A 13,942-nucleotide genomic window follows, 5' to 3' on the forward strand; every position below is an offset into this window, starting at 1 on the left:
GTCGAACATTCCCTTCAGGGTGTTCGGCGCTTTGTTGTTTTATTCGGTAAAGATACGGGCTACGGCGCTGAAAAGCCGCAATAAAAGCGGCTGTTCTTCCCACAAAGCCCGTAACGTGGGTTGGCGGAGAGTTTAGACTGGCTGCAAACGCCGATGCGGAGGGCCGGGTTGCTCGACGCGGATCCGATCACCCGGATGAACCACGCCCCCCTCGATGACCACAGCCATCACACCTGCCTTGCGGATCAGGCCACCGTCCGGGTCGCGGTCAAGCACCGCCTGCATCAGGCCCGGCTGAAAATCATTGATCTGTTTGCAGGGATTGCGAAGGCCGGTCACTTCGACCACGGCACCTGAGCCAAACTGCAGGCGGCTTCCTTGCGGCAGCGCCAGAAGATCGACTCCACGGGTGGTAATATTCTCGCCGAGATCGCCCGGCGTCACGCTAAACCCCTTATCCCCCAGCTCATCGAACAGCTCGGCGTGAATAAGATGAACCTGACGCAGGTTCGGCTGGGTCGGATCGGCGGCAACCCGGGAGCGATGCTGGACCGTGACACCGACATGAGCATCGCCTTCCACACCCAATCCTGCCAGAAGTACGATCTCGTCGCGCCCCTGCTTACTGAACAGGTGATCTTTCGAAAGGCTGACCGCCTCAACCTTCATCATGTCAACTGCGCTCCCGCCTTAACTTTGCCCACCAGTCCAGCCGCTTGCGGATATCCCGCTCAAAACCACGTTCCGGCGGATCGTAAAAGGTCTGGCGGCCCATTTTCTCCGGAAAATAGTCTTGCCCGGAAAACGCATCTGGCTCGTCGTGGTCATAGCGATAGCCGTCGCCATAGCCCTCGCCCTTCATCAACTTGGTGGGGGCGTTGAGAATATGCTTCGGCGGCAGCAGCGAGCCATTTTCCTTGGCGGCGCGCATAGCGGATTTATAGGCGGTATAAACGGCGTTGGATTTTGGTGCGGTGGCGAGATAGACGCAGGCCTGCGCCAGCGCCAACTCCCCCTCCGGTGAGCCAAGATAATCATAGGCATCCTTGGCGGCATTGCAGACCACCAGCGCCTGCGGATCGGCGAGACCGATGTCCTCCACGGCCATGCGGACAAGCCTGCGACCGAGATAAAGCGGGTCTTCGCCTGCATCGAACATCCGGCAGAGATAATAGAGTGCTGCATCCGGGTCCGAGCCTCGCACGGATTTATGCAGCGCCGAGATCAGATTGTAATGGCCGTCCTGCCCCTTGTCATAGACCGGGGCGCGCCGCTGCACGATTCGTGTCAGCCCCTCGGTATCGAAGACCTCTCCCTCCCGCGCCGCCCGCCAGACTTCTTCGGCCAGCGTCAGCGCCGCTCGGCCATCGCCATCGGCCATACGAATCAGACTGGTACGGGCGGGCTGATCCAGCGGCAGAGGTTTTTCCTCGGTGGCTTCGGCCCGTTTTAGCAGCGTCTGAATACTGTCTTCGTCATGCGGCTTGAAGGTCAGCACGCGGGCGCGAGACAAAAGCGCGGCATTCAGTTCGAAAGACGGATTTTCGGTGGTGGCCCCAACCAGAATAACGGTGCCATCTTCCATGACAGGCAGGAAACTATCCTGCTGCGCCCGGTTGAAGCGATGAATCTCATCGACAAACAGCAATGTCTGGCGACCGGACATGCGCCGGGCGCGGGCGCCTTCAAACACCCGTTTCAGATCCGCCACGCCGGAAAAAATCGCCGAAATCTGCTCAAAGGCCAGATCCGCCTCCCCCGACAGCAGCCGGGCAACGGTGGTCTTGCCGGTGCCGGGTGGCCCCCAAAAGATCATCGACCCCAGAGAGCCTGACGCAATCATCCGGGCCAGAACACCATCCGGCCCGGTCAGATGATCCTGCCCCGTCACATCGGAGAGGGTTTTCGGCCTCAGCCGATCCGCCAGCGGCCGTCGGGCCGCCATGTCCTCATCCAGTTTCGGAGCAAACAGATCGCTCATCGAAACATCTGCCGAATCCGCTGGCCGTTGCGATCGATCTCAATCCGCCAATAGGCAGGCGAGCTTTTGGCAATCTGCACCATGTCCCGCGACGAGGTGACCTCGGTACCGTTGATGGAGACGATGATATCGCCAAGCTGGAAGCCAAGCCGCTGCGCCACCGAGCCATCAGCAAGAGCCGTAATGGCGACGCCAGTCGTCTGGGTATTCAGTTTCAACTCAAAGGCAAGGCGCGGCGACAGATTGCCGACCGTCGCCCCTTCGAATGGGCTGTTGTTCTTGATCACCTGCTCGTCGCGCGGACGGGTTTCAGGTGCGCCAGCCAGCGTCAGGGTAATGTCCTTTGGCTTGCCGTTATCGATCACGTTCAAGGTGACCGACTTGCCAAGCCCAATGGTCGTCAGGCGATAGTTCAGGGCATCGGGATGCTCGACAATGACCCCGTCCACCGCTGTAATGACCTGCCCGGCCTTGATGCCGGCCTTGTCCGCCGGGCCGCCTTCCACCGTCTTGGTCACCAGCGCACCCAAAACCTGCTTCAGGCCCAATGCATCGGCGACATCTGATGTGACCGGCTCGAATGTGGCGCCAACGTAAGGCCGCTCGAACGATGATGCGCCCTTGTCTGCCGCCTCCAGGAACACCTTGACCAGATTGGCTGGAATGGCAAAACCAACACCGTTAGACCCACCGCCCTTGGAAAAGATCGCGGTATTCAGGCCGATCAGCTCGCCATTCATATTCATCAGCGCGCCACCGGAATTGCCGGGATTGATCGACGCATCGGTCTGGATAAAGAAGCCGAAATCGCCTTCCGAGACCTGATTGCGTGCCAGGCCGGAGACAATGCCGCTGGTCACCGTCTGGCCGACACCGAAGGGATTGCCGATTGCCAGCACCAAATCACCGACCTCGATCTTGTCCGAATCGGCGATTTTCAGCGTCGGCAGGCTTTCCTTGGCGTCGATTTTCAACACGGCGAGATCCAGCCGTTCATCCTTCAACACCACTTTCACCGGATATTCCCGGCCATCGGAAAGCGACACCTTGATATCGTCGGCCCCCGCAATGACGTGAAAATTGGTCATTACCGTGCCATTCGCCTCGACGATCACCCCTGAGCCCAGCGAGGTCTGGCGTTCCGTGCGGTTGGGAAATCGCTGGCCGAAAAACTGCTGGAAAAACGGATCGCCGGCGAAAGGATTGACGCGGCTCTGGACAATCCGCTCGGCATAGACATTGACGACGGCGCCATGGGTCTGCTTGACCAGAGGAGCAAAGGACATTTGCATATCGGCGCGGCTTTGGGGCAGGCTTTTCGCGTCCTGCGCCAGTACCGGTGAACCGGCCAGACATGCAAGGACGATGACGGCGGGAGACATCGATTTCAGGCCACGCATACGGATTTCCTCTTCATTCTCCCAAAACTTGACGGTCAAGTCTTATGGGAGGTTTTGGCAAAGCAAAATAGGCTCTTGGGTGAAAATTGTGGCAAAGCATCGTCATTTCAAGCAGTGACGGTTCGGCACAACGACAATAATGAAAACCGAGACGCCCCGGCCTATCACCCGGCCCATCACAAAGGGGAACATTTGCTGGTGAAGCGCATTATTTATAGCCTTGACGGCGAAAAGCCTGCCGCGTCGAATGACGGGAAAGCCATGACCATGAAAACTGCATCTGCCACCGCCTCGATTTTGTTTCTCAGCACCCTGGTGATTGCAGGCATGATGCCCCGCCACAGCGAGGCCGCGAGCTTCGATTGCACCAAGACCGATCTGAAGGCCGATGAAAAAGCAATTTGCGACAATCGTGCTTTGAACGATCTCGACGTGAAGATGGTCACCACATTCGAGCTGATTTCCGGCCTGCTGCCGATGGGCAATCGCGGCGAGTTGCAGGACCAGCAGACCACCTGGCTGAAAACCCGCCAATCCTGCAATGCAGATAACGATTGCATTGCGAAGGCCTATGAGGCGCGGCTGAAAGCTTTGATGGGCGTTTACGAAAAAATTGGACGGCCCCTCTAAGTTTATTTTCTCGCTGGCAAGAACCGGGTGGTTTCAGTCCACCGTCCAGGCAAGTGTTTGGCGCATTCACGTCAAACAGGAGCCAGCCAATGCAGACCATCCGCTTTGCCCCCATGCCGTCCACCCTTGCCGAAGCCTACTGGCGCGGTGCGCCGGATGCTTATGGATGCGTGCCGGAACGCCGGACCTCGCCTGGTGGCAGCTATCAATGCCGCCATTGCCTAGCGTCAATTGCCGAAGGTGCGCCTTATCTGACCCTGGCCTATCGGCCTTTCCCGCATCTACAGCCCTATGCCGAAACAGGACCGATCTTTCTTCATGCCGAGGAATGCGCGCCTTACGATGAAGGCGATACTTTGCCGCCGATCTTCGACAGCCCCGATTATATCGTGCGTGGCTATGGCCACGATGACAGGATCGTCTATGGCACCGGCGCCGTTACCGAGACATCGCGGATTGCGGCCCGCGCGCAAGAGCTTCTCCAGGACGAAAAAATCGCCTATGTGCATGTCCGGTCGGCTCGCAACAACTGCTTTCAATGCAGGATCGAGCGGACCCCGGCGGGCGAAGATCTGCTGGAGGGATTGGAAACTGCCTAGAGTTAGTCAGGAAAAACCTGACAGGCTCTAAGCACTGCAAGGAGACATGTCTTGAAAATTGGCGTCATCAATACCGGCGGCACGATCAGCTGCGTCGGCAATCCACTGGCTCCGATGACCAGCGCGCAATTCAAGGCAGCCTGCCAGTCCCATCTCGACCCGATCCTCAAGCAGAAATTTGCCCATCTGGTGCTGGACTATGTGACCGACCTCGCTTTTCCCGAAAGCGAAAGTGGCATGTTGGACAGCACCAATCTGCAACCCTCCGACTGGTGCCTGATTGCCCGCCATATCCTGGAACGCTACGACACAGTGGACGGCTGGATCGTATTGCATGGCACGGATACCATGGATTACAGCGGCACGGCGCTCGCCATGCTGCTGGCGCGCTTCAGTGCCGATGGCACTGTGCTGGCGCAGCTCAGCAAGCCGGTGATCCTGACCGGTTCGCAAGTGCCGCTGTTTCACTCCCCGACGCCGGGGGTGATTTCCGGTATGACGTTCAATAGTGACGCTTTTCAAAACGTCTGTGGCGCGGTCGCCGCCGCCCAGACCGGCCTTGCCGGTGTCAGTGTGTTTTTCGATAGCCAGTTGATGCGCGGTTCGCGGGTGGTGAAAGCCGATGCCAGCCAGTTTCGTGGCTTTTCCAGCCCGAATTTCCCGGTTGTCGGCCAGTATGGCATCAGCCTCGGCCTCAATGCCGAGCTTGCCCCGCTGCCGCCCGTATCATCTGCCGTCAGCCTGGATGATGAGGTCGCAAGGGCAGAAACACTCGCCCAATTGCAGGCCATCACCTCCAACATCAACAAGGCCCCGGTCATCACTCTCGGGGCATTTCCCGCCTGGTACGATGCCGCCCAAGGTAAGGCGCTGCTGGCCGATATGATCCGCGCCTGCGTGGCCCAGGGCATTGGCGGACTGGTGCTGCAAGCCTATGGTGCTGGTAATTTCCCAAGTGGCAATGCCAGACACCCGGACCAGGGTGCTATCTACAAAGCCGTGGAGGAGGCCAACCGGGCGGGCGTGGTTGTCGTCGATAATACCCAGGTTCTGCAAGGCGCGGTGGACTATAATACTTATGCCGCAGGGGCCTGGCTGCCCGCCATAGGCACATTAAACCCGGTGGATATGACCGTCATGGCCTCCCTCGCCAAGCTGACCGTGCTTTTGGCGGCCAGCGATACAAATGGTTGGTCACTGGACGATGTCAAATATCTGATGCAGACGCCGCTGGTCGGCGAGATGGCCGATATTGCCCGGCTGGACAGCCGCAGCAACGCGGTGCTTCTTCCCGGCCAATCGCTGACCACGTTCAACGGCAGCGCCAGCCTGGTGAACGACCCGGTATTCGGCCCGCAACTGCGCGACAGCTCCGGCAACACGCTTTGGTCGATGCTGGAGTCGATGCTGAACGACGATGAAAAAGCCGCCCTGCCCGGCCGATTGCAGATGCGCGACGATGGAAATCTGGTTTTCTATAACCGCAACAATCAGCCCTTGTGGCAGAGCAAGACCGGTGAGGAAGGCGCCTCTTCACAATTGCGTCTTAGGCAGTCAGACGAAAACACCGTGTGTTTGAGCGTTTATGATTACAGCCACCGCCAAACGCTCTGGAGCAAGACTTTTTTGCTTCCATCCGCCAGGTATCACGACTCGAAGATGTGAACCACAGCGTGGCAAAAAAACAGCCGTTCGTCTGACGTGGCGGGCAGCTTTGATCCACTCGATGTAAGCGGGAATTTTAACGAGATTTTTTACAGTATTTACAATGATCGCCGTTAAAATCGAAAGGAACCTAGCAAAAAGACTTTCACATGCAAAACAACCTTAAAATGGATATTCGCACCGCTCCCCGAAGCCGCTGCCGTATGGACAGTGCCGTGCGCTATATGCGCCAGGTTGCCGATTGCCGGATCATCGACATTTCACGCTCAGGCTTGGCACTTGAACTCTACACTGCCTTCCACGCAGCGGCTGGCAGCACCGTCCTCATCGAAAATGAGGAAATCGGTCTACTTGAGGGAATGGTCCGCTGGAATCGCGGCGGACGGCTGGGCATTCAGTTTCGCCAGAACAGCAATTCCATTGCGAAGGTCGCCGCTTACTTTCGCAACTTCCACCAGGAAGTGCGCCCGGTCTTGAAACGATAGACCCGATCGCTCCCCCACAGCTTTGATCGCTCGAACTAGATATCACCGGCCAATTTCTGGCGCGCACGGTATTTCAGATTAGCATCATCAACCTGTCATGATATGAAGGCAACTGGTTTGCGATGCTTACGCATCGACGATGACATTTGCCAGGAGCCTTCCCATGTCGCCACTCGCACACTTGCGCCCCTCCGACCTGCACCCTATTACGCGCCGCTCGCTGTTGGGAGGTTTTGCCGCTGCCAGCGCTCTTGTCGTGCTGCATCCGTTTGCCGCCCGGGCGGCAGCCAATCAGGCGCATTTGCGATTGATGGAAACCACCGACATCCACGTCAACCTGATGCCCTACGACTATTACGCTGACAAGCCCAATGACACGATGGGCCTGACGCGCACAGCGACGCTGATCGACGAAATCCGGGCCGAAGCTGGCAACTCCATGTTGATCGACAACGGTGATTTGCTGCAAGGCAGCCCGATGGGCGACTACATGGCCTATAAGAAAGGTATAAAGGCCGGCGACCAGCATCCGGTTATGAAGGCGATGAACACGCTGGGTTACGATTGCGGCACGCTTGGCAATCACGAATTCAATTACGGCCTCGACTTCATGTTCAACACGCTGGCGGCGGCGAAATATCCCATCGTCTGCGCCAACCTGACCAAGGGCCAGCTGGCAACCGATCCGAAAAATGACGCGCTGTTCTTCAAGCCCTTTACGATCATTGAAAAGACGATCAAGGACGGTGCGGGTGCCGAGAGCGTCATCAAGGTCGGCTTTATCGGGTTCGTTCCGCCGCAGATTATGCTCTGGGATGCCAAGAACCTTGAAGGCAAGGCCCAGACTCGTGACATCGTCGAGGCAGCGCGCGCCTGGGTACCTGTGATGAAGGAGCAAGGTGCCGATATCGTCATCGCGCTATCGCATTCCGGTATCGACGGCAGCGGCCAGACGGAAAGAATGGAAAACGCCTCGCTTTACCTAGCGACAGTTGACGGCATTGATGCGATTTTCACCGGCCATCAACATCTGGTCTTTCCCGGCCCAAAGACCTGGGATGGCGTCCAGGGCGCTGATCCGCTGAAGGGAACATTGATGGGCAAGCCCGCCGTCATGGCTGGTTTCTGGGGCTCACATATGGGCCTGATCGACTTCATGCTGGAAAAAGATGGCAATCGCTGGAAAATCGTCGATTTTACCGCCGAGGCACGGCCGATCTATCACCGCGATGACGCCAAGAAAATCATTGCCGACGTCAGAGACAACCAAAACGTCGTGGCAGCCGTAAAAGACGAGCATGAGGCGACTTTGACTTACGTGCGCACCCCGGTTGGCAAGACCTCCGCACCGCTTTACTCCTATTTTGCGCTGGTGGCCGACGACCCGTCGGTGCAGATCGTGTCCAATGCCCAGACCTGGTATATCAAGGACATGCTGAAGGAGACGAAGTACAAGGATTACCCGGTACTCTCAGCCGCAGCCCCCTTCAAGGCTGGCGGCCGCGGTGGCGCCGATTATTATACCGATGTTCCCGCAGGCGATATCGCCATCAAGAATGTCTCGGACCTTTATCTCTATCCGAATACCGTGCAGGCGGTGCTGATAACAGGCGCGCAAGTCAAGAACTGGCTGGAAATGTCGGCTGGCATGTTCAACCAGATCAAGCCCGGCTCGAAGGATGCAGCCCTGCTCAATCTCGACTTCCCATCCTACAATTACGATGTGATCGATGGCGTCACCTACGAGATCGACCTGTCGCAGCCCGCGAAATATGACAAGGATGGCAAGCCGGTCAATCCGGATGCAAACCGGATCAAGAACTTGAGCTTTAACGGCAAGCCGATCGATCCCGCCCAGCAATTTCTGGTCGTCACCAACAATTACCGCGCCGGTGGTGGTGGAAAATTCCCTGACATCGCCTCCGACAAAGTGATTTTCGTCGGCCCGGATACCAATCGCGATGTCATCGTCCGCTATATCGTCGCGCAGGGCACCATCAACCCATCCGCCGATGGCAATTGGCGCTTTGCCGCAATCCCCGACACGACCGCCAGCTTCCAGACAGGCCCTAAGGGCCGGGCGTTTGCAGCCGAGGTCAAGGGCGCAAAGATCGAGGATGCCGGTGACGGCGCGGACGGTTTTGCCAATTATCGGCTGATTCTGTAAAACCACGATCCAGCTGAAACGCAAAACGCCCGGACAAAAATCCGGGCGTTTTTTATGAATGATTTATCGGTGGCTCGATAGATATCAGGCGCTGCGATCCTTGGCGCCATCAGCAAACAGCGAAGGTCCGTTCTGGTCGATAATCTGGCGCGCCTTGCGGAAGGTGCAATCCAGCGCATCTTCCTTGGATGTAAACATGTCGGCGCGAATGAAGCTGCGGGTCAGCGTCTCGCCGTTGACGTCCTTTTCGATCCGTCCGGCCAAACGCAACTGGCTGCCTTCCTTGATCGGCTCGGCATAGATCCGGCAATCGCCATGCAATTGCGGCTCGGCTGAAACGGACTGCTTTGTCTCATCTGATGAGGACGAACCCGAAAACGCCGAAAAAATCTTCGAAAGAAAGGATGCCATTGCAACTGCCCTCTGCCTGCCAACGAATGTTATGGCACAAGGATGCTTCCGCATCCCGGCCACGACGACAATGGCGTTTGTCGGCAAGCATGATCGTAAAATCAAGCGATTTTGCTCACAATCTATCCAATAATCTCTGCTGGCCGTCTGCAAATGGCAATTTCTGCGCTTCCGGTACTCACGTACTTTGAGACATCAGGCAACCGCATCCTCAGCAGGCATAGATTTCACTGCGGTTTCATTGGTCATCACACGACGGTTGCGCAGGAAAAACTGGAAACTGGTTGGCGCCCGCATCAGATAGCCCGGATAGGCGGCAACCAGCCGCATCAGAACCTTGAAATCCGGCAGGTAGCCCTTGGCCAGGCCACGCAACAAGGCATAGGTATAGGCGCCTTCATAAAGCTTCTGGCGGAACAGAACAGTCTCTGGATCGGCCAGTAGGATAACCGGCGTATCCTTGAGATAATTATATTGAAGCGCCAGGCAGCCCTGGATTGCCACGGATTTCGGGCTGGCCCAGGAAACGTTGGACCAGTAGAGATTGACGCCTTCCAGGCAGCTGACATTGATCTTCGGATCGATCACCGTGTCGTTGAACAGGCAAAGCTCGATCCAGAAAACATGATCCTCGCCGGCACTGCGCAGCGCGCCATTGAACCGTAAGCCGGCATTTTTCTTGAACCGGTAAACGACGGTCGATGTCTGCGGTGGGCATTCGCGGATCATCACTTCCGCAAGCTGGCCCTTGCGGAAGGCATGGTAATTGTCACCGCAGATCAGGTCTTCATCGGAAGCAAGCGCGCGGCGCGTGCCGGGAAGACTAATGAAATAGTCGGCATAATACTTACCGCGAACGTGGTTGCAGAAGAAGAAATCGCCAAAGACAAGCCCGTCCAGGGCACGTTGAATGTGGTCGTCGTGCCAGACGTCATCGGAATCGAGAAAGGCCACGTAGTTGACGGGATCGGCTTCAAGATAATCCAGCGCCATATTGCGCGCTTCGCCTGGTCCACCATTGTCTTTTTCAAGCAGAACGATGCGCAGATTGGGACCGGCTTCGAAATCAGCAAGTTCCTCTTTGGCGGAAATTGGCGAGCTATCGTCAACGATAACAACGCTTATCTCAACGTCACTGTCTAACTTCTGCGATTTAATCGATTCCAGAGCCCGGGATAAAATTCCCTTCTCTTTCTGGAAAAAGGGAATCACGACAGCAACCGATACACTCATCATACACCTCACGTTGCTTCAACGACACCCTTTGCCACGCGCGGATTTCAAGCCAAGCGCAGCCAAGATCTGTTCAGACACCATCACTGATGCCGCAGCGTTCACGGAAAAAGCATTAATACAAAATTAAGCCTACACAACATTAGCCGAGCCAGCAACATCTAGAAACGTCATTTATTGGGTCTATTTTTTTAAGAATCGCGGGAACGAAATCAGCATTACCATTATGCTACACATGTATTTTTGCGAATTTCCCGAATTGGGACAGCACTGTTTAAGCAGTAGATTTCAGAAAAACTATTCTAAATCAACATTTTGGGAGATTGATGTGTATCCTACCCCTTATTGTTGGGGATTTTTTACAAACCATAAGTGGATTTATTCTAAACGGCACAACCGATTATCATCGCATGCTTGAATGCAAAAAACGGAACTTATGGTAAATTTCCTGATAGCATCGGCCTGTGATCCATATCGAGACATAGATCGATGGATTGGCAGTGGTGCTTAGAACCCGTCTCTTCCTGCTTTCGCTCCAGTAGAGCGAGTCAGCAACGTCGTTCGCCTATACCCTGCCGAGGTAAAACCGTATTTTTCACTATCTGTTGCAGGATTGCTTAAAGCAGTTCCAACTTCGGGATCGATGCGTTAGCAGATATCACTGATATTGCCGATGCTGGAAACCAGACCATGACCAAAACTGCCGTCCAAGATGCCGTTCATGCCCTTCGCGACCTTTTCCCCGCGACACCGCTGCAATTGAGCGAGCACTTGAGCACGTTGTTCAATGCCAATATTTATCTGAAGCGCGAAGACCTGACGCCGGTGCGCTCTTACAAGGTGCGCGGCGCCTATAACTTCTTCCGCAAGGTTATTGCCAGGGGACAGATCGACAAGATCTTCGTCTGCGCCTCAGCCGGCAATCATGCGCAAGGTTTCGCCTTTGCCTGCCGTCATTTCGGCGTGCATGGCGTGGTGTTCATGCCGGTGACCACGCCGCAGCAGAAGATCGACAAGACCCGCAAGTTCGGCGCCGAGTACATTTCGATAAGGCTGGTCGGCGATATCTTCGACCAATGCTACAAGGCCGCCCGCGACTATGTGGAGGAAGCCGACGGCCTGATGGTGCCGCCCTTCGACCATGCTGACATCATCGAAGGCCAGGCAACCGTTGCGGCGGAAATTCTGGAACAACTACCGGAAGACGTAACACCCGATCTGGTGATCATGCCCGTTGGCGGCGGCGGCTTGAGTGCAGGCATGACGGGCTATCTGGCCGAAGACCTGCCTCCATCCGCCTTTCTCTTTGCCGAGCCGGTCGGCGCGCCAAGCCTCAAACGCTCACTGGAAGCAGGTGAAGTCATTACCCTGCCCAAGGTCGATAATTTCGTCGATGGCGCCGCCGTGGCGCGGATCGGCGATGCCAATTTTGCCGCCCTGAAACAGTTCCCGCCCGCTCAGGTCATGCTGGTGCCGGAAAACGCGATCTGCGGGACGATCATCGACATGCTGAATGTCGAAGGCCTGGTGCTGGAACCAGCGGGCGCCTTGGCGATTGCCACACTCGGCCTGCTGGAGCGCTCCTCCATCAAGGGCAAGACCGTGGTTCTCGTCGTCTCCGGCGGCAATTTCGATTTCGAGCGCCTTCCAGACGTGAAAGAGCGCGCCATGCGCTATGCCGGTTTGAAGAAATATTTCATCCTGCGCCTGCCGCAGCGGCCCGGCGCATTGCGCGATTTTCTCAACCTGCTCGGCCCGGAAGACGATATCGCCCGCTTCGAATATCTAAAAAAATCCGCCCGCAATTTCGGCTCGATCCTGATCGGCATTGAAACGACAGATGCCTCGAATTTTTCTGGCCTGTTACAGCGGTTCGAGGACAACGGTCTCGGCTATGAAGACATCACCGAGAATGACATCCTGGCCAATCTGATCATCTGAGGTGTTTAAAATTGCACCGCTGCCTGCTTAAAATTTAACATTTCACCACATTCAAGAGACGGCGACTGAACGCAAAAGCTGGAAAAACAAAGGATAAACAGACCAAACGCCCCAAAATGCCAGGTTATTGCCAAGTTGGCACAAGAGTTGCTTGTATACAGCCAGAGTTGGCAGCTAGGGTTCCGGCGCGAGAAGCGTGACTGGTCCGAGAGCAGCCACCGGCGGGGGAGACATCCCTGTCGGGTGCACGGCGGGATAAAAGCCCGGGAGACCTCGTTAGCCAAGGGATTGGCGGCGTTGGTCTATGCCGATCCCTTTTGAAAAAAGCAAAAGGGGAAATTCATGCGCCTGTTCTCAAAACTTATCTCTGTTTCCGCACTATCCGCAGCTTTATCGCTGGGCGGACTTGGCCCAGCCGATGCCGCGCCCAAGAAGGAGTTCAAGGTCGCCTGGTCGATCTATGTCGGCTGGATGCCCTGGGGCTATGCCAGCGACCATGGCATCGTCAAGAAATGGGCCGATAAATACGGCATCAAGATCGATGTCACCCAGTTCAACGATTACGTGGAATCGATGAACCAATACACCGCCGGTGCCTTCGATGCGGTCACGCTGACCAATATGGACGGTCTTTCCATTCCCGCCGCCGGTGGCGTCGATACCACGGCGGTCATTGTCGGCGACTTTTCCAACGGCAATGACGCGGTCATCCTCAAGGGTAAGGACAAGCTTGCCGATATCAAAGGCCAGAACGTCAATCTAGTCGAATTTTCCGTCTCGCATTACCTGCTGGTGCGGGCGCTGGAAAGCCTTAAACTGACGGAAAAAGACGTGAAGGTGGTCAACACGTCAGATGCTGATATGGTCGCCGCCTATAAGACAGACGATGTGACCTCGGTGGTCACCTGGAACCCGCTGGTCTCGACCATTCTGGAAGAGCCGACGGCGAAGAAAGTGTTCGACAGCTCGCAAATCCCCGGCGAAATCATGGACCTGATGGTCGCCAACACCGAGGTCCTCAAGGACAATCCGGATTTCGGCAAGGCGCTGGCCGGTATCTGGTATGACACGGTCAAGCTGATGATGGCCGATACAGCAGAAGGCAAGGCGGCCCGCGAGGAGATGGGCAATGCGTCAGGCACCGACCTCAAAGGCTTCGACAGCCAGTTGGCCGCCACCAAACTGTTCGACAAACCGGCAGATGCGAGCGCCTTCACCACCTCGCCCGGCCTGCCGAAAACCATGGATCTGGTGCGCAATTTCCTGTTTGAAAAAGGCCTGCTGGGCAATGGCGCACCGTCTGCCGACGTGATCGGTATCGAAATGCCTGACGGTAAGGTGCTGGGCGACAAGGGTAATGTGAAGTTCCGCTTCACCACCACCTATATGGATGCCGCCGCCAAAGGCGCACTCTGACGCATGTTCGGGGG

At 56.3% G+C, this 13,942-nt stretch carries 12 protein-coding genes and 1 riboswitch; of the genes, 7 read left to right on the top strand and 5 right to left on the bottom strand.

What is annotated here, in order from left to right; all coding sequences use genetic code 11:
• Positions 1–132: 132 nt before the first annotated feature.
• The 3 genes from ASB66_RS13945 to ASB66_RS13955 are packed head-to-tail and all read right to left on the bottom strand — an operon-like array spanning position 133 to position 3,381.
• Complete coding sequence (locus ASB66_RS13945) at positions 133–672, bottom strand: MOSC domain-containing protein (RefSeq protein WP_060717013.1); 540 nt, start codon at positions 670–672, stop codon at positions 133–135.
• Position 673: 1 nt separating this feature from the next.
• On the bottom strand, positions 674–1,981 hold the full coding sequence (locus ASB66_RS13950; RefSeq protein ID WP_060717014.1) for a replication-associated recombination protein A: 1,308 nt from the start codon (positions 1,979–1,981) through the stop codon (positions 674–676).
• A complete protein-coding gene (locus ASB66_RS13955; RefSeq protein ID WP_060717015.1) occupies positions 1,978–3,381 on the bottom strand; it encodes a DegQ family serine endoprotease in 1,404 nt (467 codons plus the stop codon). Before ASB66_RS13955 ends, ASB66_RS13950 begins: the two co-directional genes overlap by 4 nt.
• 267 nt (positions 3,382–3,648) lie before the next feature.
• On the opposite strand from ASB66_RS13955, the gene ASB66_RS13960 reads away from it, so the two are divergent.
• The 5 genes from ASB66_RS13960 to ASB66_RS13980 all read left to right on the top strand — a co-directional run bounded on the left by ASB66_RS13960 (position 3,649) and on the right by ASB66_RS13980 (position 8,927).
• Positions 3,649–4,011: a lysozyme inhibitor LprI family protein gene (locus ASB66_RS13960; protein ID WP_060717071.1), complete on the top strand. Its 363-nt coding sequence runs from the start codon at positions 3,649–3,651 to the stop codon at positions 4,009–4,011.
• Positions 4,012–4,100: 89 nt separating this feature from the next.
• Positions 4,101–4,610: a DUF1203 domain-containing protein gene (locus ASB66_RS13965; protein WP_060717016.1), complete on the top strand. Its 510-nt coding sequence runs from the start codon at positions 4,101–4,103 to the stop codon at positions 4,608–4,610.
• Positions 4,611–4,661: 51 nt separating this feature from the next.
• A complete protein-coding gene (locus tag ASB66_RS13970) occupies positions 4,662–6,275 on the top strand; it encodes an asparaginase domain-containing protein (protein ID WP_060717017.1) in 1,614 nt (537 codons plus the stop codon).
• 149 nt (positions 6,276–6,424) lie between these two features.
• Entirely contained in the window at positions 6,425–6,760 is a 336-nt protein-coding gene (locus tag ASB66_RS13975; protein WP_015916201.1) for a PilZ domain-containing protein, read from the top strand.
• A 163-nt stretch (positions 6,761–6,923) separates the two neighbouring features.
• Positions 6,924–8,927: a bifunctional 2',3'-cyclic-nucleotide 2'-phosphodiesterase/3'-nucleotidase gene (locus ASB66_RS13980; RefSeq protein ID WP_060717072.1), complete on the top strand. Its 2,004-nt coding sequence runs from the start codon at positions 6,924–6,926 to the stop codon at positions 8,925–8,927.
• A gap of 84 nt (positions 8,928–9,011) precedes the next feature.
• Here ASB66_RS13980 and ASB66_RS13985 read toward each other — a convergent pair whose 3' ends face one another.
• A complete protein-coding gene (locus ASB66_RS13985; protein WP_060717018.1) occupies positions 9,012–9,338 on the bottom strand; it encodes an HlyU family transcriptional regulator in 327 nt (108 codons plus the stop codon).
• A 195-nt stretch (positions 9,339–9,533) separates the two neighbouring features.
• Positions 9,534–10,571 carry a glycosyltransferase family A protein gene (locus ASB66_RS13990; protein ID WP_071202078.1) on the bottom strand — a complete coding sequence of 346 codons (1,038 nt, stop codon included), beginning with the start codon at positions 10,569–10,571 and terminating at the stop codon, positions 9,534–9,536.
• Positions 10,572–11,261: 690 nt separating this feature from the next.
• On the opposite strand from ASB66_RS13990, the gene ilvA reads away from it, so the two are divergent.
• Positions 11,262–12,512, top strand: a complete 1,251-nt coding sequence (gene ilvA / locus ASB66_RS13995; RefSeq protein ID WP_060717020.1) for a threonine ammonia-lyase — start codon at positions 11,262–11,264, stop codon at positions 12,510–12,512.
• Positions 12,513–12,675: 163 nt separating this feature from the next.
• Positions 12,676–12,784: riboswitch (guanidine-I (ykkC/yxkD leader) on the top strand.
• 70 nt (positions 12,785–12,854) lie between these two features.
• Positions 12,855–13,928: a putative urea ABC transporter substrate-binding protein gene (locus tag ASB66_RS14000; protein ID WP_060717021.1), complete on the top strand. Its 1,074-nt coding sequence runs from the start codon at positions 12,855–12,857 to the stop codon at positions 13,926–13,928.
• The last annotated feature ends 14 nt before the right edge of the window (positions 13,929–13,942 follow it).

Source organism: Gillisella vitis (assembly GCF_001541345.2).
In the GTDB taxonomy this organism is placed as follows: domain Bacteria; phylum Pseudomonadota; class Alphaproteobacteria; order Rhizobiales; family Rhizobiaceae; genus Allorhizobium; species Allorhizobium vitis.